A 22,041-nucleotide genomic window follows, 5' to 3' on the forward strand; every position below is an offset into this window, starting at 1 on the left:
CGATGGCGTCTCTCTCTCGTTTGATTTCCCCCGAGAGACGCAATCCCAATTCCGAGAAAAATCCGATGAAGGTCGAACCTTCTGTTGCTGAGTTCACCGCCCGTTACGACGCGGGCGCCGCGCAGCTCGTCTTCACCCGCCTTGTCGCAGACCTCGAAACGCCTGTCTCAGCCATGCTGAAGCTCGGCGTGTCGCGGCCATATTCCTTCCTGCTGGAATCCGTCGAAGGCGGCGCCGTGCGCGGCCGCTACTCGATCATCGGCCTCGATCCCGACCTTCTGTTCCGCGCTCATGGCGACGTGGCCGAGATCAACACCGACCCGCTGGTCGACGCGGATGCGTTCCAGCGCACCGGCGAAGGCACGCTTCAGGCGCTGCGGTCGCTGCTCGCGGCCTCGCACATCGATATTCCGGCGACGTTGCCGCCCATGTCGGCGGGCGTGTTCGGCTATCTCGGCTACGACACCGTGCGCCTCGTCGAGCGGCTGCCGTCCGACAAGCCCGATCCCATCGGCGTGCCCGACGCGCTTCTGATGCGCCCGACCGTCATGCTCATCTTCGACGGGGTGAAGGACGAGATGACCATCGTCGCGGCGGTCCGCCCGCGACCGGGCCTGTCGGCCAAAGCCGCCTATTCGCGCGCCATCGACCGGCTGACGGAAATCCAGGACACGCTCGAACAGAAAAGCGCGCATGCCTCCTCGGCAGACGGCGTCTTCGATGCGATCCCCGCCGCCACGTCCAACATGCCGGCGCAGGCCTACATGGACATGGTGACGCGCTCGAAAGAGTACATCGCCGCCGGAGACATCTTCCAGGTGGTGCTGTCGCAGCGCTTTGCCGCGCCGTTCGAGCTGCCTCCCTTCGCGCTCTATCGGGCGCTTCGCCGGGTGAACCCGTCGCCCTTCCTCTATTTCCTGAACTTCGGCGATTTCGCGGTGACGGGCTCAAGCCCCGAAATCCTCGTCCGCGTCCGCGACGGCGAAGTCACCATTCGCCCCATCGCGGGCACGCGCCCCAGAGGCGCCACGGCGGAAGACGACAAATGCCTCGCCGCCGACCTTCTCGCCGACACGAAGGAGCGCGCGGAACACCTCATGCTGCTCGACCTCGGCCGCAACGATGTCGGCCGCGTCGCCGAGGTCGGCACGGTTCATGTCACCGGAAGCTTCTTCCTCGAATATTACAGCCAGGTGATGCACATCGTTTCGAATGTCGTCGGACGCCTCGACGGGAAATATGATTCCATCGACGCGCTGATGGCGGGCTTCCCGGCGGGCACGGTGTCGGGTGCGCCGAAGGTGCGGGCGATGCAGATCATCGACGAGCTGGAAACCGACAAGCGCGGCGTCTATGCCGGATGCATCGGCTATTTCGCGGCGAACGGCGAGATGGACACGTGCATTGCGCTTCGCACCGCGATCGTGAAGAATGGCACCATGTATGTGCAGGCGGGCGCGGGCATCGTTGCCGATTCCGTTCCTGCTTCCGAGCAGGCGGAGTGCGAAAACAAGGCGAAGGCGCTATTCCGGGCGGCGGAAGAGGCGGTGCGTTTCGCCGGACAGGCCGGGCGGGGTCAGTAGCGGGGCGTTCTGGAGTAGGTGCCATGAAGACCGTAACGCTGTTCCGCCACGCCAAATCCGGCGACAAGGACAATCCGAATATCGACGATTTCGACCGGCCGCTGAACGACCGAGGCCTCAAGGCTGCGCCGAAAATGGGAGCCGCGCTGCGCGATCGCGGCGTCCGCCCCGATCTCATCCTCTGCTCGCCGTCTGTCCGTACGCGGCAGACGCTGAAGCTGGCAGCTGCCGCCGCGTGGGACAATCCGCCGGAGGAGCGCTTCGAAAAGAAGATCTACGAGGCGAGCGAACGCACCTTGTTGAAGCTTCTGCGGGAAAGCCCCGGGGACGCGGATCACGTGATGCTCGTCGGCCATAACCCCGGCTTGCAGGATCTGGCCGTGACGCTTGCTCAGCCCGGCAGCGCCGAGCGTCACGCGCTGAAGGAAAAATTGCCGACCGCCGCCATCGTCAGCTTCAATTTCGACGCCGACGCGTGGAGCGATCTGGAGCCGGGGGCGGGCCGCGTCCGCCTCTTCATCACGCCGAACACGCTTCCGTCATCGGGCCTGGGAAATACGGTTCCGCCGCATGGCCAAGGACAAGAATAATGATCATCATCATCGATAATTACGACAGCTTCACTTATAACCTCGTCCATTACTTCGGCGATCTCGGCGTGGAAACGCTGGTCTATCGCAACGACGAGAAGACGGTGCCCCAAGTCTTCGCCGAGAAGCCCGAAGCCATTGTGATGTCGCCCGGCCCGTGTACGCCCAACGAGGCGGGCATCTGCCTCGAACTCGTGCGCGAGAACAAGGGCCGCATCCCGCTGTTCGGCGTCTGCCTCGGCCATCAGACCATCGGGCAGGCGTTCGGCGGAAAGGTCATCCGCGCGCCGATCCTCATGCACGGGAAGATATCGAACATTCATCATGAGGGCACGAGCCTGTTTCGCGGCCTGCCGGATGCGTTCGAGGCGACGCGCTACCATTCGCTGATCGTCGAAAGCGGCACCCTGCCCGACTGCCTCACCGCGACGGCGCGCACATCGGATGGGCTTATCATGGCGCTCGAACACAAGAACGAGCCGACATATGGCGTGCAGTTTCATCCCGAGAGCATCGCGAGCCAGCACGGTCACGCGATCCTCGCGAACTTCCTGACGCTGGCGGGGGTCCGCTTCTCGCCGAGAAAGCCGGGGCTTTTGCCTTCCGCGCCCTCCGCAACCGTGGCAGCGTGAGGCTGACGATGACTTCGCCCGCAACAGCGCCTGTCGCTTCCCCCGTCGACCTTCATGCCGGCTTCCGTTTCGCGCTCGAAAAAGCCGCCATCGGGGCGACGCTCAGCGAGGAGGAGGCGCGCGCGGCCTTCCTCGCCATCATGCACGGCGCGGTTTCCGAGATCGAACTGGCGGCTTTCCTCGCGGCGCTGAAGGCGCGCGGGGAAACGGTGGATGAGATCGCGGGCGCGGTCGCCGCCATGCGGTCGCTGATGGTGCCGGTCGAAGCGCCGGAAGGCGCGCTCGATGTCGTCGGTACCGGCGGCGATGCAAAGGGCACCTTCAATATCTCGACCGCCACGGCTTTCGTGCTGGCGGGCGCCGGCGTGCCCGTGGCGAAACACGGCAACCGGGCGGTATCGTCGAAATCGGGCGCGGCCGACGTGCTCGAAAAGCTTGGCGTCACGCTGAAAATGCCGGTCGAGCGGCACGCGCGCTGCTTCGAACGAGCCGGGCTGACGTTTCTGTGGGCGCCGACGCATCACCCCGCGATGCGCCACGCCGCGCCGGTTCGGGCCGCGCTCAAACTGCGCACGATCTTCAACCTGCTCGGGCCGCTGACCAATCCGGCCAGCGCAAAGCGCATGCTGATCGGGGCCTATTCAGAGGATTGGCTCCAACCCATGGCGGAAGTGCTTCGGCGCAATGGGGCGCACCACGTATGGGCCGTGCATGGCGCCGACGGCATGGATGAACTTTCCACAACGGGCACAAGCCGCGTGGTCGAATTGAAGAACGGTACGTTCTCGACATTCGACGTGCACCCGAGGGATGCCGGGCTGCCGGAAGCGCGTCTCGACGATCTGCAGGCGGGGACGCCGGAAGACGCCGCCATCGCAATGCGTGCGCTTCTTCGCGGCAAGCCGGGGGCCTTCCGCGATATCGTGCTTTTCAATGCCGCTGCCGCCTTCATCGTCGCGGGCCGTGCGGCGAACCTTCGCGACGGTGCGGCGCTCGCTGCGGCCTCCATCGATGAAGGATACGCTGAAAAGGCACTCGACGCGCTGATCGCCGCCAGCGCCGACACTCCCGACGCCGCCAATGACGACCGGCCGAACGCGGCCGTGACAGGATAAACCATGAGCATTCTCGACCGCATCGTCGCCTACAAGAAAGAGGAAGTGGCCGCCGCGAAAGCGCAGGTTCCGCTTGCCGAGCTTGAGGATCGCGCCGCCGCCGCGCCGAGAGCGCGAGACTTCTTCGACGCGCTTTCGCGCCGCGTGGCCGTGGTCGAGCCGGCGCTGATCGCCGAGGTGAAGAAGGCCAGTCCGTCGCGCGGGCTGATCCGCCCCGATTTCGACCCCGCCGCCATCGCGCGCGCCTATGAAGCTGGCGGAGCGGCTTGCCTTTCGGTGCTGACGGACGGACCGTCGTTCCAGGGCGCGCCGGCCTATCTCGTCGCTGCGCGAGAAGCCTGCTCGCTGCCGGTGCTGCGCAAGGATTTCATGGTCGATCCCTATCAGGTGACGGAGGCGCGCGCGATGGGTGCGGACTGCATCCTCGTCATCATGGCCTGCACGAGCGATGCTCTGGCCGAAGAGTTGATTGCGACCGCGAGCACTCACAACATGGATGTGCTCGTGGAAGTGCATAACGAGGACGAGTTAAGCCGCGCGCTCGCGCTCGATTCCTGGCTGATCGGCATCAACAACCGCGACCTCAACAGCTTCGAGATCACGCTGGAGACGACCGAAAGGCTGGCGCGCCTCATTCCGCCGGGGCGGATCGTCGTTTCCGAAAGCGGCATCTTCGCCCCGGCGGACATTGAAAGGCTCATGCGAGAAGGCGCGGGCGCATTCCTCGTTGGGGAAAGTCTCATGCGCCACGACGACGTTGCAGCCGCGACGCGCACCCTTCTCGGCCGTTCTGTCGGCCAAGGGCAGGCCGCCACCGCATGAGCGGGCTTTCCCATATCGATGGGAAGGGCGAGGCCGCCATGGTCGACGTTGCGGACAAGGCCGAAACATTGCGCGCGGCGATAGCGGAAGGCTGGCTCGTCACGGCGAGCGAAACCTTGACGCTGATTGAGGACGGCGCCATCGCCAAGGGCGACGTGCTGGCCGTTGCGCGGGTCGCCGGGATCATGGCGGCGAAACGCACCGCCGACCTCATCCCGCTATGCCACCCGCTTTCGCTTTCGAAGGTCAGCGTCGCGTTTGAGTTGCGCCGCGAACGTCCGGGCGTCCGTGTCGAGGCGCTCGCGAAGGCCACCGGCAAGACCGGCGTCGAGATGGAGGCGCTGACGGCCGTTTCGGTGGCCTGCCTCACGCTCTACGACATGCTGAAGGCTGCGGACAGGTCGATGATAATCGACGGTGTGCGCCTTCTGAAGAAAACCGGCGGACGAAACGGCGATACGCCCGAAGCACGCTCATGACGCATTGAAAAGGGCGCCAGAACTCTTCATTGCGGCGCCGTCCTGCCGGGAAACCGGCGTAAGCACGAACACCAGCTTGGCGTCCGCCAAAAGCTCGCCCTGAAGACCTTCCGAGCGGCACCTTTTTTCCCTGAGCACCGGCATCCTCCTCGAAACGCATGCGCTTCGTGAATGAGCGAATGCTGTCCGGGGCTGCACGCCCCCGCCGCTACCAGTCGAACGGGCTCCAGGCTTCGCGTCCGCGCGGACGGGGTTGAGGTTCGCGCCCGTAGGGGTCGGCGCCGCGAACCGGGCGTCCATATTGATCGAGCCGCTGGTCGGATGTGGTATCCCGTGCCTCGCGCTGCGGCTGGGCCGGCTCCTGCGCTACCGCAACGACGGGATCGCCCGCGAACCGGAAACTCTCTCCCTTGAGAGCACTGGCGACGCGTGCATCGAGGCCGTAAAGGTCTGAAAAATAGCGGATCTCGCCCTTTTCATCCGGCGCGGCCGTGAAATACACCATGTGAACAGGAATCGTCTTGGTGAGCTTGTTCTCGACCGTCTGACCGGTTTCGATCTGGCGGCGGATCTGCTCGGGCGTCGTTCCGTTGTCGTAGGCGAGAATGACTTCCGCGAAGCGCAGCGGATTTTGCGTGCGCATGCAGCCATGGCTGAACGCGCGCGTGGCCGAGCCGAACAGGCTCTTTTCCGGCGTGTCGTGCATGTAAACATCGTGCTTGTTCGGGAAGCGGAATTTCACCATACCGAGCGCGTTGCGCGGCCCGGCGGGCTGAATGAAGCTGTAGCGGCGCACGTCCACGCGAGACCAGTCGACCGAATCGGGATCGACATCGCGTCCGTTGTAGGTCACGCGAAGACCGCCGAGCCGCTGAAGAACGCTCGACGCACCTCCTCCGCCACCGCCGCCCGCGTTGCGCCGACCACCGAGAAAGTCGAAGAAATCTTCGACGGGGGCACTTGGCGCCGCGCGCCTGAGCTTCGGCGCGATCTCGTTGGCCTTTATGCCGTCCGGCACGCCCCATTCCGGGTTGAAGATGACGAACTGCATGTTCGCCGAAAAGGACGGGGTTTGTGAAGCGGGCTTGCCGACGACGATACGCTCCTGCAACACCATCCGGCCGCGATCGTATACGCGCGTGATCTGTTCGGGGATCGAATTCCAGACGTAGAAATCGCCGAGATTGTCCGGCATCCAGCGCCAGCGCTCCATGTTCACGATGAGGCGCATCTTCTTTTCTTCGACCGAGACACCGACGCCTTCGTTCAAAGCCGCGCGGAGCTTCTTGTCGACGATGCCGTTAACCTCAAGGCCGCGCTCCTTCTGGAAACGGTTCACCGCGACGAGCAACGCTTCGTCGTAAATCGTGTCGCGAGGCGCTTCGAGACCCGCGTTGAGGCGCTTCCTGATGAGCGCGATCTGCGCGTCGTCGTCGCCGGGCTTGAACGTCTTCCCGGCGGGGATGCGGATGGATGGGGCGCCGCTGTCTGTGGCCTTGCCGAGCGCAATGAGTGCCTGGCGAAGCTGCTTGAACTGCTCGGATTTCGGATGCAGGCCGCGCAGATATGCATCGGCCTCGTCAGCCGATGCGATGGCTTCGAGCACAGATTTCGGCACGTAGACGTGCGGCTTGCGGTCCATCGCGGGGCTGATCGACGGCGGGTCGAGACGGCCGCCCCGCGCGTGGCGCGCATATTTCAGCACGGCGAGCGAGAGCTTCACTTCGGCATCGGCGCGCGCTTCGGGTGTGGCGCCGGCGCTGTCGGGAAGCTCGAACGCTGTGGCATCGAGGCCGTAGCTGTCGGCGGCGCGGATCTCGCGAATGGTCTTGAGGGCGGCGGGCGTGAAGCCCTCGGCCGTGGTCCAGATGGGTTTGCCCTTGGTCGCGTTATAGAACGCCTTCACTGCGCCGACATCGTCGCGAGCGTCCGCCTTGCCGCCCGCGTTGGCGGCGCGCTCCACGACGAGCGGCGCAACGGCATCGCCGGCAGGCGCTTCAGCGGCAGCCGCGGGATGCGCGGGTGCACCGGGGGCAAGCAGCGCCGCTCCATCATCCTCGGGCGGAGCGAGCGGATCGGGGATTGCGCTTTCGATCGGGGAGTCTGACGCCGCCGGGGTCTCGTGCTTCGCGGCGGCATTCTTGACGGAAGGATTGGCTGCATGCACGGCTGGAGCTTTGTGCGGCGTGACTTCCGCCTTGACGTCGTCGAGCGAACCGGGAGCGGGCGCGGCATTTTCCGGCCCCGCTTCGGTCTGCGGCTCCGTCGTCGCGAGCGCGTCCAGATCGGCGAGCGGTGGCCGGCTATCGGCGTCCTGTGCCATCGCCTGCGGGACAACGGTCGAGAGGCAGGCGATCAGCGCCAGCCGCGACGTGAAACTCAGATTCATGACAACCCTCTCCAGCCCCATCAGAACACGTTCGCCGCTTTGCCCGACGCGCGGCAGACAGCCACAACTTACAGAAAAAAGGGCAGCCGAATGCGCATTCTCGCGAACGCGCTCCAGTCGCCCACCCGTGTTTCGCACAAGTTATGCGGTAAAAGCTGACGTGGCAAGTTAACGATAGCGCAACCTTAGACATTGCCGCGCTTTCGCTTTGCCGTGCGCCAGAGGAGTGGTCGCAGTTGCCGTGGTCGCGAGTCGCTGCGACCGTATTCGTGCGATTTAGTCTTTCACCGCGACGACTTCGATCTCGACATGCGCGCCGCCGGGAAGCGCCGTAATGCCGATTGTCGTGCGGGAGGGATACGGCGCCGTGAAATGCGTCTCATAAACGGCGTTCATGGCCGCGAAGTCGTTCATGTCGGTGAGGTAGACGTTCGACTTCACGACGTTGTCGAGAGTGAGGCCCGCTTCTTTCAGCACGGCGGCGATACCCTTCAGGATCTGGTCCGTCTCCGGTCCCGCCCCGCCGTCGACGAGCTTGTTCGTCACCGGGTCGGTGCCGAGCTGGCCCGACAGAAACAGCGTGTTCCCCGCCCAGACGGCACGGGAATATGGCCCGAGCGCCTTTCCAAGGCCCGGTGCATCGATAATGGCGCGACGTGTCATTCTCACCTCCGAAATGCAGATGTTGACCAAGCAATGTGTCGTTCGGAGACATACATCACGCATCGGCCGCAGGAAAGTGACTCAGCGCCATCAATCAGGAGCGGACAACCGACCGGCTCCGAAAACCGCCGACAACCTTCCGGAAACTTCCCTGCGCGAGCTCCGAGTGCCAGACAAGGGGAGCGCCGAGAATGATCGCGACACCTGCGAGCGTAACGAACCCGTCCGCAGCAATCGACTTGCCGAGATCGAGGGCAATGAACTTGCCAGCGAAGGACAGAACGACGGTTAGCGAAAAAATCGGCAGCGAAGCCCCTCCCGCAGCACGAACCCGCCTGCACAATCCGAGGTTCAACCAGGCGGCGTCACGACTGATAAGGCGCGCGACGAGGTAGGCGGAGGACAGAAGGCCGACGATGCGCCACAAGTCGAGAGTCTGCTTGTTCAGGCTGAAATACATGACTCGAAGCCGGTTGGCCATCAGGTCGTCTACGGTCTGAGACGCCAACGTCATGAGCACGACTGCGCTGAAAAGCACGAAAAAAGCGGCACAGATATCGAGCACAACGCGCGCATCTCCGGATGCGACCGGAGGCATCCCGGTGCGCGTGCGCCATCCGAAAATGAGGCCGAGAGAAAAAAGCAGTTGCCAGCAGAATGGATTAAAATTCCACGGAACGGAATCTGTAAGCGTGGGAATACTCGGAAAGAAGCGCGATGCGAACATCCACATCATCCCCGAGACTGCGAGAAGAGGCAATTCGCCTCGCGTTCTGAGCCAGATCAAGAAGGGCGCCATGAGCATCACGACAACCCACATAGGAAGAATGTCGAGCAAAGGAGCCTGAAAGGCGAGGAGAGGCAAGCCCAGCGCGACTTTCAGGGGATTTTGCTCGATCGTTTCGATGAATGCTTCATATCCCGTCATCATCTGCGCGTACTTCCCGAGCATGAATGCAGCCGAAAGAAGTATGATGACAAGAGCGATATGATGAAGCAGGATCGTTCGCGCTCGGCGTAATGTTTTTACCGCATAGGCTTGGAAACCACGCCCAACAAGACTGTAATAGGCAAGTGCAACTGAGTATCCGGCGATAAATGTAAATACTTCTGCCGAATCGAATAGCGCATAGGTGCGCGTCGTCAGATAGGTAAATGCATTATCGGGGATGTGATTTATATATATGAAGATGAGGGACATGCCTCGGAAGAAATCGATGCGGGGGTCGTAGAAAGGGCTTACGGCCATCTAAAATCCCAATTGACTGTTATTCTGGAGTTGGCTGAGGGGAGGCAGCGGCCTCCACGAGAAAATCTGCTCGCGAATCGAGGCTCTCGGAGTGCGCATTGCTGCCATTACCTCCAAGCATGGTCAAATCATAGCAAAGTGTCAATCCATCCGCGAAATACGGCTCCGCAAAGAACGCATTTATCGTCGCGGAAGACCGCTTGTCACGGCGCGGAGAGATCGCGGAACTGCGCGACGGCGACGGTGAGTTTCGCAAGCGTCAGCCCGCGCCCCGAGAGCACCTCGGCCAGCCCTTCTGCCACGCGGCTCACCGCGGCTTCGTTTCGGGCGCGCCAGGCCGCGAAATCCGAGCGGCGAGCCGATTGTGCCAGAATGCTTCGCGCAAGCCGACGCTGGGCCGAAGCGAGCCCCGAGAGGCTGGCATCCACGGCCAGACGGTCGAAATGGTCGCCTTCCGCGAGCGCTTCCGACGCCGCCGCGATGTCGTCCAGATGGAACGCGTCGCGGATGGCGAAGACGACGCGCGCGGCATCTTCAACCGGCGCTTCCATATCCCCGGCCACCCGCACGATATCGAGCGCCTGCGCCAGCGGTTCGAGCGCAGCGAAGCGCCGTGCAAATTCCGGCGAAAGTCCCGTCTTCTGAAGCCGCGCCACAGCATCGGCGAGCCTCGCGACCGCCCTTTCAGGCAGGAGCGCCGCCGTATCCCCGGAGAACGCGGCGGCAAGCGCCGCGACGCCTCGCGCATAGGGCGCAATGCCCTGCTCCAGCCCATCCCTGAAGCGGTGGTGACGCAGAAAGAAGCCCGCCTGCCGCCGCAGAAGATCGCGCGCGGTGCGATACAGCCGTAGCTGCTCCGCACTGTCGATCCGGCCGTCGAGCGCATCGAGCCCTGCGTGGATCGCCGGCAGATCGTAAATCGCGCTCACCGCCGCGAAAGCGCAGGCGACGGCCTCCGGCGGCTGGCCGGTCTCGTCCGTCAGCCGCACGACGAAGGTCGGGCCGCCGCGATTGACGATATCGTTCGCAAGGCTCGTCGCGATGATGGCGCGGCGCAGCGGATGCGCGTCGATTTCGGCGGCGAAGCGCTCGCGCATGGCGGGCGGGAAATAAGCCGGAAGTTCGCGGGCAAGGAATGGATCGTCCAGCACCATCGACTTCACGAGATCGTCTTCGAGCACGATCTTTGCGTAGGCGAGCAGCACCGCGAGTTCCGGGCGCGTCAGCGGCTTTCCCTGCGCCGCGCGCTCGGCAAGCTGCGCGTCGGTCGGCAGTGCTTCCACGGCGCGGTTGAGCCGGCCATCCTTCACGAGGCTCTGGATCAGGCGTTGGTGAAAACCGAGTTCCGCCAGCCCGTCGCTTGCCGCGACGCTGAGCGCCAGCGTTTGCAGGTAATTGTTGCGCAGCACCGAGGCGGCGACATCGTCCGTCATCGCGGACAGAATGGCGTTGCGCTCCGGCGTATCGATCTTGCCTTCCGCGACCGCGCGGCCAAGCGCGATCTTGATGTTCACCTCCACGTCCGACGTGTTTACGCCCGCCGAGTTGTCGATGGCGTCCGTGTTGATTCGCCCGCCCGCGAGCGCAAACTCGATGCGCCCTTTCTGCGTGACACCGAGATTGGCGCCCTCGCCGATCACCTTCGCGCGAAGCTCGTTCGCCGCCGCGCGGATCGCGTCGTTTGCCTTGTCGCCGGCCTGCTGGTCCGTTTCGGTGCTGGCGCGTACATAGGTGCCGATCCCCCCGAACCAGAGGAGATCCACGTCAGCGCGAAGAATCGCGGCCATCACATCCTGCGGGGTCGCCTGCGCGCCGACGCCGAGAAGCTTTTGTGCGGCCTCCGAAAGCGCGATCGACTTTTCCTTGCGGCTGTAGACGCCGCCGCCAGCCGAAAGTTTCGCGCGGTCGTAATCCTGCCAGCTCGAACGCGGGCGCTCGAACAGGCGCTTGCGCTCCTCGAAGCTCGCCTCGGGGTCGGGCGCCGGATCGATGAAGATGTCGCGGTGATCGAAGGCGGCGACGAGCCGGATCTTGCGCGAAAGCAGCATGCCGTTGCCGAAGACATCGCCCGACATGTCGCCCACGCCCGCCACCGTGAACGGCGTCGTCTGGATGTCGACGTTCATCTCCCGGAAATGGCGCTTCACCGCCTCCCACGCGCCCTTTGCGGTGATGCCCATCTTCTTGTGATCGTAGCCCGCCGAGCCGCCGCTCGCGAACGCATCGCCGAGCCAGAAGCCCCGCTTCGCGGCGATCTCGTTTGCGAAGTCGGAGAACGTGGCCGTGCCCTTGTCTGCGGCAACGACGAGATAGGGATCGTCTCCATCGCGGCGCACGGTGTCGGCAGGCGGCACGATCTCGCCCTTCACCAGATTGTCGGTGAGCGACAGGAGGCTCGAAACAAACCCCTCGTAGGCCGCGACGCCTTCGTCATAGGTCGCGTCGCGGTTCGCGCCACCCGTCGCTTTCGGCACGAAACCGCCCTTCGCGCCCTGCGGCACGATGACGGCGTTCTTCACCTGCTGGGCCTTGGCGAGGCCGAGAATTTCGGTGCGGAAATCCTGCGGGCGGTTCGACCAGCGAAGCCCGCCGCGCGCGATGGGTCCGCCGCGCAGATGCACACCCTCGAAGCGCGGCGACGAGACGAAGATCTCGGCATGGGGCCTCGGCGCGGGCAGCCATGCAATGTCGCGGCTTCGAAGCTTGAAGGCGATTGTTTCGGGCGGCGCACCATCCGGCCCCTTCTGGTAGAAATTCGTGCGCAGCGTCGCCTCGATGAGCGAGGTGAGTTGCCGCAGGATACGGTCATCATCCATCGACGGGATCGCGTCGAGCGCGGCGAAGATGCGCGCCGAAATCTCGGCCCGCGCCGCCTCGCGATCCGCGTCGCCGCCTTTCGCGGGATCGAACATCGCCTCGAACAGACGGAACAGGTCGGCGGCGATTGCGCCATGCTTGTCGAGCGTTTCGGCGACATAGGCAGCGGCATAGGTCGCCCCTGTCTGGCGGTAATAGGCCGCATAGGCGCGGATGAGCGCCGCCTGCCGCCAGTCGAGCCCCGCCGCGAGGATCAGGCCGTTGAAGCGGTCGTTCGGCACGGCGTCGGCCCACACGGCGAGAAAGCCGTCCTCAAGCGCCCCGCGCCGCTCGCAGAATGTCGCCGCGTCGCCCTCGCGCAGACGGAGGTCGATGTCGTGCAGATAGAACCGCCTGGCGCCGCCATTGGCCTTCGGCGTGAGCAGATAGGTGCGCTCGGAAATCACATCGAAGCCGAGATTTTCAAGGATCGGCACCCGCCGCGAGAGCGTCAGCGGCTCGTCGAGCTGTTGCAGCGTCGCCCGCACCGCACCGGGCTCCGCGTCGGCCGCGCGATAAAGGTCGATGCCGGTCCGGTGCCCTTCCGTGAGCTTCTCGAACCGCTCGATATCCTTGAGCGCGCGTTCGGCGTCGTTGCGCTCCTGATAGCCCGCCGGAAACGCGTCCCGGTATTTCTCGATCAGCGTCTGCCCGTCGCTGCCGCGCTCGGCGAGCACGCGCGCGGAAAAGCGATCCGCCCAGGTGGTGATGATGTCCTCGACCTTCGCTTCGAGATCCCGCTCGGCGGGGTCGAGCAGGTCGCCGTCCGCCTTCCAGATCTCCACCTGAAGGCGCACCATCGCGCTTTCGGGATAATACGGCGTCGTCTGCTCGAAGCGGCCGTCGAACGCCTCGGCGAGCATCGCCTCGATCCGCTCGCGGACGCTCGTGTTGTGCTTCTCGCGCGGCACGTAGACGAGCACAGTCACGAAACGGCGGAACTCGTCGCGGCGGACCAGCACGCGCGGTCGCGGTGCAAGCTCGGTCTTTAGGATCTCCTCGGAGACGGTCGACAGCCGCTCCGGCGAAATCTGGAACAACTCTTCGCGCGGGAAGGTCTCAAGGACGTTCAGGAGCGCTCGCCCGGAATGGCTCTCTGCCGGATGTCGCGAGCGCCGAAGGACCTTCTTCACCGTGCGCCGAAGGATGGGAACGTCATGGACGGGAAGGTTGAAGGCGCTCGCGGTGAACAGTCCCGCGAAGACGATCTGCCCCGTCACGCAGCGTTCTGCGTCGTGCAACTTGACGGCGATGGCGTCCATGTGAACGCGGCGATGAACGGTCGATTTCGCGTTCGCCTTTATGACGACCACGGGCGGCGCGTTAAGGTAATAGGCTCGGCTTTCGGGGGTCAGCACGCGGCTCGGCTCGACGCGCAGCACGATGCGGTCGGGATCGCGCAGAAGGCCGAGACTTCGCTCCGTCTGCGGGACGAGTTCGCCGACGCGTGCGTCGTAGGCGAATTCTCGAACGCCGAGAAAGATGAAGTTGTCTTCGGCGATCCAGCGCAGGAAATCGAGCCCTTCGGCGTTCGTCTGCGGCGACGCGGGCGGCGGGTTCCGTTCGATGTCGGAGATCGCGGCCTTGAGGCGGTCGGTCATGGCGTGGAAGTCGCCGACCACGAGCGCCGTATCCGCGATGACGCGGCGGAGGGCCCGGTCGATGGTTTCAAACGACGGCGCGATGCCGGGCCTTGCGATTTCGAGATGCATGACGCTTTCGCGGACGCGGCCGTTCGGCTCGGGCGCGGCCGGCGCGAGCGCGGCAAGGACGCCGTTGCCGTCCCGCTCGACCTCGAAGATGGGATGCGCGACAAGGAAAGGCACGAGCCCAAGCTCGCGCAACTCGCCCAGCACAGAATCAAGGAGGAAGGGCATGTCGTCGTTCGCGATGTCGATGACGATGTTTTCGCCCTCGTGGGAGGTCAGGGAGCGGATCGAAATCTCCGGCGCGTGGGAATGACGCCGGCGCAGGTTTTCGAAGGCCTCGGCCGCGAGCGCCGAAAACGTGGCGGCGCGATCGGAAGCGAGATCCGAGCACCCGGACTCGGACACAAGCTGTGCGGCGAAGCGGGCGGCCAGATCATCCGCCACGAGCGGGCGTGTGCCTGCAAGGATCGAAGACCCTGCGCCCGTTCGGTCTGCCGTTTGAGACATTCGACATCTCCATGGACGATGATCAAACCGTGCGGGGCTTGCAGGAAGCCGACCGCAGTTTTGATTTTTCGCAAATTTCTTGACGGCGATACGATTGCCTGCGTCTGCGCCCCTTACATCGGCGGTTGCACGGCCATTTCCAATGGCCGAACGAAACGCGCGTTCCCTACGTTTCGAGCAGGGCGTGCGCGGCGAAAAAGGCGGCCTCGGCGGCCAGAAGTCCGACCGCGAGCCTGCGTCCGGACAGCCCGAAGGCGGCAAGCCCGGCGCCGAACGCGATGAAACGCACCGCATCGCCGACGCCCGCGAGCGCACCCGTGGGCGAAAGCAGCATGCGCGCGATGAGCGCGGCGACCAGCGCCGTCGACACATCCTTCACCCACGCGATCACCGCGCTGTCCGGGTCGACGCCGCGAGACAGGAACACGCCTGCAAACCGCCATATGTCGCTCGCCGCGGTCCCGACGATGGCGAATGAAAGCCAGATCCATGTGCTGTCGTGCATCGCGGCTGCCTTTACGCTTTCCCTGCGCGCCACACCTTGCGCCGGAACAGCAGGAACGAGACGGTTCCGCCGACAAGCCCGCTCAGCACAAGGTCGAGGCTCGGCACGAGCCACATGAACACGGGCGCGAGGCAAAAGCCGATGAGGATCGGCGCGAAGTCGGCCGCGGCGCGCGCATTGGCGGAAAGCCCCATGAGGAAATAGACGGGTGTGAGGAAGATCAGCGACGCAGCCACGATGGGCGGAAGGCGGTCGGCGATGAGATAGCCCGCCACCGTGCCAAGCGTGCTCACGCCCACCAGCATCGTCGTAAGGCCGAAATAGAACGGCAGCCGAAGCCCGCGCGGCAGGAACGGCACCCGCCGCATGCTCTCGATCCAGAGCGTCACCGATACGAAATGCGAGGCGAAATAATCGACGGGCCGCGTCCCTCGCCCCGCACGCAGATAGGGTACGAGCGCGATTGTCATCGGCAACAGGCGCACGCCCGTGAAAGAGACCGCCAGCGCCGCGGTCCAGAGCGGCATGCCGCGCCCGATCTGGTCGACGAGCATTACCTGCCCCGGCAGCGCATACATGAAAATGGTGGTGTAAAGCGAGAAGGTGAGGCCCACGCCGTTGCCGTGGCACAGCACGCCGAAGCCCACGAACGAAAGGCAGAGCACGGCGGCGGGCGCCCGGGCGGCATCGCGAAACGCCATGCGGAAACCGGCTTCAGTGCGTGTCATCGGGGGTGATGTTCGCCGACGCGGCGACGGTTGGGGTGCAAAGCAATCTGGCCTCAAGAGACGGCCGAAGCGGCCATGAACGTTCGAGCGTTATCGCTTCTGATCCGCTCGAAAGCACGCTCAAAAACGCCGGGTCGTGCCCCGCCCGGGAACCCATCAGGCGTTGGCGACAGCGAGGCGACCCCGCAAGCAGGCCGGAGCCGCATGTGCATGCGCCGAGAATCCACCGTTGCGATATCGTTCCATAAAGACTTTGTGAGACTTTGTTACTTCATCATCCTCGATACAGCGGCTAAAGTGACAATACAGACTAGGGAAAATAAACCCTTGGCAACAACATGTTGAAGGAGACTTCATATGGCTAGGCTTAATTTCTCCGAGTGGGCGGCAATTGCATTGGCCACGGGACTGACGCTCATCCCGCTGGTTCCTTATGCTGGCTGACAGTTCGTCAGCATTTCGCCAATCAGACAAGAGTAACCTCCACACCGTAGAGCTTTCGCTCTGCGGCCTTCGTGTATTCGTGATTGCATTTGCGAAAACCAGAGTCGGAGGGACAGTGTCCTTCCTGCGGTTAAACGGGCTCGATCTACGCTGACAGGCTGATCGACCCGCAACTCAACGGCGGCGTCGTGCGCACCCTATTCGCGGCATGGAGATAGAATGCTCGCCGGGGTTTCCGACCGCCAAGCCCATAGCCTTCATATACGAAACGCCGGGCGCTGGTGTGCGCTCCGGCGTTTTTTTTCCTTTCGAACGCCGCGAAACCCGCAGCGACTTTCATTCGATCAGGCCGCGCCCTTCGGCAACAAAGCCGGGCCATCGCCCTCGCCCGCCTCGGCATCTTCGACCTTGACCGGCGGCTTCGTCTCGATGACCTCGAAGGCCAGCGTCCTGTTCCCGTCCTTGGTCTCGACAACGACACGCACCGTCCCGCCGCTTTCGAGCTTGCCGAACAGAAGTTCCTCGGCCAGCGGCTTCTTGATGCTCTCCTGAATGACGCGGGCAAGGGGCCTTGCGCCATAATGTTCGTCGTAGCCGTGCTCGGCGAGCCATTCCATGGCTTCCGGCGTCAGTTCGATGACCACGTTGCGGTCCGCGAGCTGCGCTTCGAGCTGGAATATGAACTTCTCGACCACCTTGCCGATCATCTCGCGCGAGAGGCGGGCGAACGGGATAACGGCATCGAGGCGGTTGCGGAACTCCGGCGAGAACATGCGCCTGATCGCCTCCTCGTCTTCGCCCACGCGCTGCTGGCTGCCGAAGCCGATGGCGGGCTTCGCCATGTCGGCCGCGCCCGCGTTCGTGGTCATGATGAGCACCACGTTGCGGAAATCGACCTGCTTGCCGTTATGGTCGGTAAGCTTGCCGTGGTCCATCACCTGAAGCAGCACGTTGAACAGGTCCGGGTGTGCTTTCTCGATCTCGTCGAGGAGAAGCACGCAATGCGGATTCTGGTCCACGCCGTCCGTCAACAGGCCACCCTGATCGAAGCCGACATAGCCGGGAGGCGCGCCGATGAGCCGGGACACCGTGTGCCGCTCCATGTACTCCGACATGTCGAAGCGCAGGATCTGCACGCCGAGCAGGCTCGCGAGCTGGCGGGCCACTTCCGTCTTGCCGACACCCGTCGGGCCGGAGAACAGATACGAGCCGATGGGCTTTTCCGCGTCGCGAAGGCCAGCGCGGGCGAGCTTGATCGCGGCGGCAAGCGCGTGGATCGCCTGATCCTGACCGAACACGACGCGCTTCAGATCGCCTTCGAGGTTTCGGAGCAGCTCCGTGTCGGTCTTGGACACCGTCTTGGGCGGGATGCGCGCCATGGTGGCCACGGTCGCTTCCACTTCCTTCACGCCGATGGTGCGCTTGCGCTTCGAGGGCGGCAGCAGCATCTGCGATGCGCCGGTTTCGTCGATCACGTCGATCGCCTTGTCGGGAAGCTTACGGTCGTGGATGTACTTCGCGGAAAGCTCCACCGCCGCCTTGATCGCCTGGTTCGTGTATTTGATGTTGTGGAAGTCCTCGAAGTAAGGCTTGAGCCCCTTCATGATTTCCACCGCATCTTCCACGGTCGGCTCGGCAACGTCGATCTTCTGGAAGCGCCGCACGAGCGCGCGGTCCTTCTCGAAGTGCTGACGATATTCCTTGTAGGTGGTCGAGCCGATGCAGCGCAGCACGCCGGATTGCAGCGCGGGCTTCAGCAGGTTCGACGCATCCATCGCACCGCCCGAGGTCGCGCCCGCGCCGATCACGGTGTGGATCTCATCGATGAACAGGATCGCGCCCGGATAGGCCTCGATCTCCTTCATCACCGCCTTGAGGCGCTCCTCGAAGTCGCCGCGGTAGCGTGTCCCCGCAAGCAGCGTGCCCATGTCGAGCGAGAACACCGTCGCGTTGGCGAGCACCTGCGGCACCTCGCCGCGCACGATCTTGCGCGCGAGGCCTTCGGCGATGGCGGTCTTGCCCACGCCCGGATCGCCCACATAAAGGGGGTTGTTCTTCGACCGGCGGCAGAGAACCTGAATGGTGCGCTCGATTTCCTTGTCGCGCCCGATCAGGGGATCGATGCGGCCGTCCTTTGCCTTTTGATTGAGGTTGACGCAATAGGCTTCGAGCGCATCGGTCGAACGCTTCTTGTCGTCGGAGCCGTCGACCGTCGTCGCGTCGTCCTCGACGCCGCGCACCCCGCGCGGTTCGGACATGCCGGCCCGCTTCGAAATGCCGTGGCTGATGAAGTTCACGGCGTCGAACCGCGTCATGTCCTGCTCCTGCAGGAAATAGGCGGCGTTGCTCTCGCGCTCGGCGAAAACCGCAACGAGCACGTTCGCGCCCGTCACTTCTTCGCGGCCCGAAGACTGCACATGCACAACAGCGCGATGGATCACGCGCTGAAAGCTCGCGGTCGGCTGCGCCTCGCCGTCCTGGTCTAGGACGAGGTTGTTCAGCTCCTTGTCGAGAAATTCGGTGAGTTTGGCCCTGAGCCGCTCCACATCGACATTGCAGGCTCTAAGGACAGAAGACGCGTCGCGGTCATCCAGCAGCGAAAGGAGCAGGTGTTCCAGCGTTGCGTATTCGTGATGCCGCTCGTTGGCGTATTCGATAGCGCGGTGGAGCGACTCTTCCAGGCTGTTTGAGAATGATGGCACTGCCGCACCTACTCCTTTTCCATAGTGCACTGAAGGGGATGCTGATGCTGGCGCGCGAAATTCATCACCTGGGTGACTTTCGTCTCAGCAACTTCGTAGGTATAAACGCCGCAGATCCCGACGCCTTTCTGATGAACATGCATCATGATGCGCGTGGCTTCCTCGCGCGGCTTGTTGAAGAACCGTTCAAGCACGTAAACGACGAATTCCATCGGCGTGTAGTCGTCGTTGAGGAGGAGAACCTTGTAGAGGCTCGGTCGTTTCGTCTTGGGACGAGTTTTTGTTACGACACCTGTTTTCAGGCCGTTGTCGTCCTTGAAACCGTTATTGCCCGCCATCGCAGCAACCATTCGAGACCCTATCGGAAGCCTGAACGTTTCAAGCGTCTGCCATTCTGCCTGACGCCTCCATAACGCGCGCGGAAACGAGGCCATCACCTTGCATCATCCCGTTTATCGGTTTCGTCTGTCAAGGCCCCCGAAGCCCGGCGCCACATCGAATATATGTGCTCCCCTTCATACATTGAAAGGGCGGCACCTTGTTCATCACGCAGCGGTGTTTCCAAACACTCAAGAATGCCGTCGGCCCGATCGAAATGCCACGCCCCACGTCTGGAATGGGTAAGACCGAATTAATGCCCGTGCAGGTATAGCAAGCTGAACGAACAACCTTGCATTGAGGTTGATCGCTCACGCGACGCCTTGACGCGGCGCCTTGCTGAAGACACGTTTCTGGGGTTTCACACCGCCGTGGTTCGAAATTTGCGTTTTCAATTTCCGTGGCAAAATAGGGGCTTGGCACCGGCTGAGGGGCCTCGGGTCGATATGGCATGCGCCGGTGCGCCCTTGCGTGGGACGCTTCTTTGCGCGCTCGCGGGCGCTCTGTTGCTCGTGCTCTCCAGTCCCGCCGATGCTCGCCGCAGAGCCGCCAGAACGCCGTCTTACTCTCCGGCAAGTTCCGCCATGGTGGTCGACTTCCACACCGGGCGCATTCTCATCTCGAAGAACCCCACCGATCCGCGCTTCCCCGCGTCCGTCACCAAGGTGATGACGCTCTATCTGCTGTTCGACGCGCTCCGCGACGGCAAGCTCGCCATGAACACCAAGCTGCGCGTTTCGAGTTACGCCGCCTCGCAGTCGCCGACCAAGCTCGGCCTCGATCCCGGCGACACAATCACGGTTTCCGACGCCATCGGCGCCATCGTCACCAAGTCGGCGAACGACATGGCTGTCGTCATTGCCGAAGCGCTGGCGGGCAGCGAGGAGGAATTCGCCCGCCGCATGACGCAGAAGGCGCGCACCATCGGCATGCTCAACACGACGTTCCGCAACGCGTCCGGCCTGCCGAATTCCGAACAGCGGACCACGGCGCAGGATCTCGTCATCCTCGCCCGCTCGGTGTTGACCGACTACCCCGAGCGGTCCCGCGTCTTCTCGACGAAATATTTCCAGTATGGCGGCGAAATCTACCGCAACCACAACACCATGCTGTTTTCATATGACGGCATGGAAGGCATGAAGACGGGCTTCACCTCGGCGTCGGGTTTCAATCTTCTTGCCACCGCGCGACGCGGAGAGAAGAGGCTCATCGCCGTGGTGCTGGGCGGATCGTCCGCCAGCGTGCGAAACGCCGCCATGCGCAATATCCTTGACGCTTCATGGCCGAAAGCCATGACATTCACCGCCGCGAAGAATGCGGGGGCGCTCGTGTCGTCTTTCGCGCCGAAACAATTCGCTCAGGCCACGCCGCAGAAACCTTCGACGGCGGCCGATCGCAAGAGCGAGAGCCGCGCGCCGGAACCGCAGCGTGTCGCGTCCGCCGAGCCCGCCGCGAAGGAGCCTGCTCCGGCTGCGGCCGCGCAATCGGGCGGCACGGGGCATCTGAGGCGCGTGTCGCGCCTGCCGACCGCCGAGCTTCAACTCAAGCGCAAGCCTGACAGCACTTCGAACGCAATTCTTTTCTCGTCGCTCGAAAACGGTCTTGCCGTGCGCGCCACCCGCGAGCCCGCCGAGACATCAGACACCGCCACGGACGAGCCCGAGGAGGCGACGGGCCGAGCGATGGTCGATCATGGCGCGACGGCCTCCGGCGCGAAGCAGGTGGCCGTCACCGTCACTTTTCCCGCTCCCGGTGAAAAATTGCCGAAGAACATGTCGGTCCACAACAAGACAGTCCGGCTTCCCGAGGTTGCGCCTCTCGCCGCTGCCGCCGTCCAGACCGACGGAGAGGCTGAGGAAAACGCCGCCCCTTATTCATCGCCTCGGTTGGCCTCGGCTCAGGTTACGCTTGCGTCGACTGCCGCGCCTGAACCTCGAACCATCGCCACGGCGGAAGCGACAGGCGCACGCGAGGCGATGGATCAGCCCGGCCCTTATCATGTGCAGGTGGGCGCGTTCCCCGACCACTCGCAGGCGCAACTCAGGCTTGAAAGCGTGCGGCAAGCGCTGGGGCCGGCCTTCTGCAAGTCGCATCCCGACTTCATCATGCCGGTTTCGCTGTCGAGCGGCGCGACGATGTTCCGCGCCCGCTTCGCCCGCTTCGACGACGAGGCACAGGCGAAATCGGTGTGCCAGAAGCTCAAGCGTTCCGGCATCGAGTGCATGAATGTCCGTGCGCCGTGACCTGTTCGCTCCCGGCGTCCCGCTGGAGCGCGGCATGGCGGGCCTGCTGACAGGACGCACCACGAGGCAAGAGATAGAGCGCACCTTCTGATTCAGAAAACGGGGAAGCGCAAGGTCAGGGCAGGAGGCCCCGGCACCAGGATCAACGCTCCGCGGGCAGTCGCCTCGCGTTCTAGGCCAACCCTCCGCGCGAGGCTGCCGCGTCGTGTGGGCGCGACGCGGTGAGGCCTTGGTCCGTCAGCTTCCTTGCGTCAGATCGAGTCCGATTTAAACGCACGCCGATCCAGGCCGGATGACACCCTCGGCGAGCAGCACGCACGCACGAGGCGTTGGCTGCAACAACGTCTCCTCTCAATGTGCGAAGGAGTTCGAGCGGTCGGCATGCGAGCGCCTGATCAAGCCGCTAGCCTGCTCCGCTCATGATGGCCGCCCCCCAGCACCGCACGCAGATCGGTGCATTCGGTCGGGACACGCCGCCGCGCCGCCTCAGCGAGGCCCGCGCGAAGT

15 protein-coding genes are annotated in these 22,041 nt (G+C 63.9%); 7 read left to right on the forward strand and 8 right to left on the reverse strand.

Annotated features, from left to right (window positions below):
* The first annotated feature begins 65 nt into the window (after nucleotides 1-65).
* The 6 genes from trpE to moaC are packed head-to-tail and all read left to right on the forward strand — an operon-like array spanning nucleotide 66 to nucleotide 5,221.
* The gene (gene trpE / locus QM659_RS01500; RefSeq protein WP_415187115.1) at nucleotides 66-1,583 is read left to right on the forward strand and encodes an anthranilate synthase component I; all 1,518 of its coding nucleotides are present in this window, start codon (nucleotides 66-68) and stop codon (nucleotides 1,581-1,583) included.
* A gap of 23 nt (nucleotides 1,584-1,606) precedes the next feature.
* Complete coding sequence (locus QM659_RS01505; protein WP_415187116.1) at nucleotides 1,607-2,173, forward strand: SixA phosphatase family protein; 567 nt, start codon at nucleotides 1,607-1,609, stop codon at nucleotides 2,171-2,173.
* Nucleotides 2,173-2,805 carry an anthranilate synthase component II gene (locus QM659_RS01510; protein ID WP_415187117.1) on the forward strand — a complete coding sequence of 211 codons (633 nt, stop codon included), beginning with the start codon at nucleotides 2,173-2,175 and terminating at the stop codon, nucleotides 2,803-2,805. The genes QM659_RS01505 and QM659_RS01510 overlap by 1 nt, the downstream gene beginning before the upstream one ends.
* Nucleotides 2,806-2,813: 8 nt before the next feature.
* Entirely contained in the window at nucleotides 2,814-3,920 is a 1,107-nt protein-coding gene (gene trpD, locus QM659_RS01515) for an anthranilate phosphoribosyltransferase (protein WP_415187118.1), read from the forward strand.
* 3 nt (nucleotides 3,921-3,923) lie between these two features.
* Nucleotides 3,924-4,742 carry an indole-3-glycerol phosphate synthase TrpC gene (gene trpC, locus QM659_RS01520; protein WP_415187119.1) on the forward strand — a complete coding sequence of 273 codons (819 nt, stop codon included), beginning with the start codon at nucleotides 3,924-3,926 and terminating at the stop codon, nucleotides 4,740-4,742.
* Nucleotides 4,739-5,221 carry a cyclic pyranopterin monophosphate synthase MoaC gene (gene moaC, locus QM659_RS01525; RefSeq protein WP_415187120.1) on the forward strand — a complete coding sequence of 161 codons (483 nt, stop codon included), beginning with the start codon at nucleotides 4,739-4,741 and terminating at the stop codon, nucleotides 5,219-5,221. Before trpC ends, moaC begins: the two co-directional genes overlap by 4 nt.
* A gap of 208 nt (nucleotides 5,222-5,429) precedes the next feature.
* Here the strand turns inward: moaC and QM659_RS01530 are convergent, their stop codons facing one another.
* The 8 genes from QM659_RS01530 to clpS all read right to left on the reverse strand — a co-directional run bounded on the left by QM659_RS01530 (nucleotide 5,430) and on the right by clpS (nucleotide 19,251).
* Nucleotides 5,430-7,610, reverse strand: coding sequence for a L,D-transpeptidase family protein (locus QM659_RS01530; RefSeq protein WP_415187121.1), 2,181 nt, complete (start codon nucleotides 7,608-7,610; stop codon nucleotides 5,430-5,432).
* 276 nt (nucleotides 7,611-7,886) lie between these two features.
* Nucleotides 7,887-8,273, reverse strand: coding sequence for a Rid family detoxifying hydrolase (locus QM659_RS01535; RefSeq protein WP_415187122.1), 387 nt, complete (start codon nucleotides 8,271-8,273; stop codon nucleotides 7,887-7,889).
* Between the two features lie 94 nt (nucleotides 8,274-8,367).
* Nucleotides 8,368-9,522 carry an OpgC family protein gene (locus QM659_RS01540; protein ID WP_415187123.1) on the reverse strand — a complete coding sequence of 385 codons (1,155 nt, stop codon included), beginning with the start codon at nucleotides 9,520-9,522 and terminating at the stop codon, nucleotides 8,368-8,370.
* A gap of 203 nt (nucleotides 9,523-9,725) precedes the next feature.
* A complete protein-coding gene (locus tag QM659_RS01545; RefSeq protein ID WP_415187124.1) occupies nucleotides 9,726-14,534 on the reverse strand; it encodes an NAD-glutamate dehydrogenase in 4,809 nt (1,602 codons plus the stop codon).
* 166 nt (nucleotides 14,535-14,700) lie between these two features.
* A complete protein-coding gene (locus QM659_RS01550; RefSeq protein WP_303485314.1) occupies nucleotides 14,701-15,039 on the reverse strand; it encodes an AzlD domain-containing protein in 339 nt (112 codons plus the stop codon).
* A gap of 11 nt (nucleotides 15,040-15,050) precedes the next feature.
* Nucleotides 15,051-15,767, reverse strand: a complete 717-nt coding sequence (locus tag QM659_RS01555) for an AzlC family ABC transporter permease (RefSeq protein WP_415187125.1) — start codon at nucleotides 15,765-15,767, stop codon at nucleotides 15,051-15,053.
* 788 nt (nucleotides 15,768-16,555) lie between these two features.
* On the reverse strand, nucleotides 16,556-18,913 hold the full coding sequence (clpA, locus tag QM659_RS01560; protein WP_303485309.1) for an ATP-dependent Clp protease ATP-binding subunit ClpA: 2,358 nt from the start codon (nucleotides 18,911-18,913) through the stop codon (nucleotides 16,556-16,558).
* Nucleotides 18,914-18,921: 8 nt separating this feature from the next.
* Nucleotides 18,922-19,251, reverse strand: coding sequence for an ATP-dependent Clp protease adapter ClpS (gene clpS, locus QM659_RS01565; RefSeq protein ID WP_127079723.1), 330 nt, complete (start codon nucleotides 19,249-19,251; stop codon nucleotides 18,922-18,924).
* A gap of 507 nt (nucleotides 19,252-19,758) precedes the next feature.
* Between clpS and QM659_RS01570 the strand changes: the two genes are divergently transcribed.
* Nucleotides 19,759-21,534 carry an SPOR domain-containing protein gene (locus QM659_RS01570; protein ID WP_415187126.1) on the forward strand — a complete coding sequence of 592 codons (1,776 nt, stop codon included), beginning with the start codon at nucleotides 19,759-19,761 and terminating at the stop codon, nucleotides 21,532-21,534.
* The last annotated feature ends 507 nt before the right edge of the window (nucleotides 21,535-22,041 follow it).

Source organism: Rhodomicrobium sp. (assembly GCF_047605405.1).
Classification (GTDB): Bacteria; Pseudomonadota; Alphaproteobacteria; order Rhizobiales; family Rhodomicrobiaceae; genus Rhodomicrobium; species Rhodomicrobium lacus.

Coding starts and splice junctions, on each gene's coding strand:
- trpE (WP_415187115.1), top strand. CDS start 66: ATGAAGGTCGAACCTTCTGTTGCTGAGTTCACCGCCCGTTACGACGCG.
- QM659_RS01505 (WP_415187116.1), top strand. CDS start 1,607: ATGAAGACCGTAACGCTGTTCCGCCACGCCAAATCCGGCGACAAGGAC.
- QM659_RS01510 (WP_415187117.1), top strand. CDS start 2,173: ATGATCATCATCATCGATAATTACGACAGCTTCACTTATAACCTCGTC.
- trpD (WP_415187118.1), top strand. CDS start 2,814: ATGACTTCGCCCGCAACAGCGCCTGTCGCTTCCCCCGTCGACCTTCAT.
- trpC (WP_415187119.1), top strand. CDS start 3,924: ATGAGCATTCTCGACCGCATCGTCGCCTACAAGAAAGAGGAAGTGGCC.
- moaC (WP_415187120.1), top strand. CDS start 4,739: ATGAGCGGGCTTTCCCATATCGATGGGAAGGGCGAGGCCGCCATGGTC.
- QM659_RS01530 (WP_415187121.1), bottom strand. CDS start 7,610: ATGAATCTGAGTTTCACGTCGCGGCTGGCGCTGATCGCCTGCCTCTCG.
- QM659_RS01535 (WP_415187122.1), bottom strand. CDS start 8,273: ATGACACGTCGCGCCATTATCGATGCACCGGGCCTTGGAAAGGCGCTC.
- QM659_RS01540 (WP_415187123.1), bottom strand. CDS start 9,522: ATGGCCGTAAGCCCTTTCTACGACCCCCGCATCGATTTCTTCCGAGGC.
- QM659_RS01545 (WP_415187124.1), bottom strand. CDS start 14,534: ATGTCTCAAACGGCAGACCGAACGGGCGCAGGGTCTTCGATCCTTGCA.
- QM659_RS01550 (WP_303485314.1), bottom strand. CDS start 15,039: ATGCACGACAGCACATGGATCTGGCTTTCATTCGCCATCGTCGGGACC.
- QM659_RS01555 (WP_415187125.1), bottom strand. CDS start 15,767: ATGACACGCACTGAAGCCGGTTTCCGCATGGCGTTTCGCGATGCCGCC.
- clpS (WP_127079723.1), bottom strand. CDS start 19,251: ATGGCGGGCAATAACGGTTTCAAGGACGACAACGGCCTGAAAACAGGT.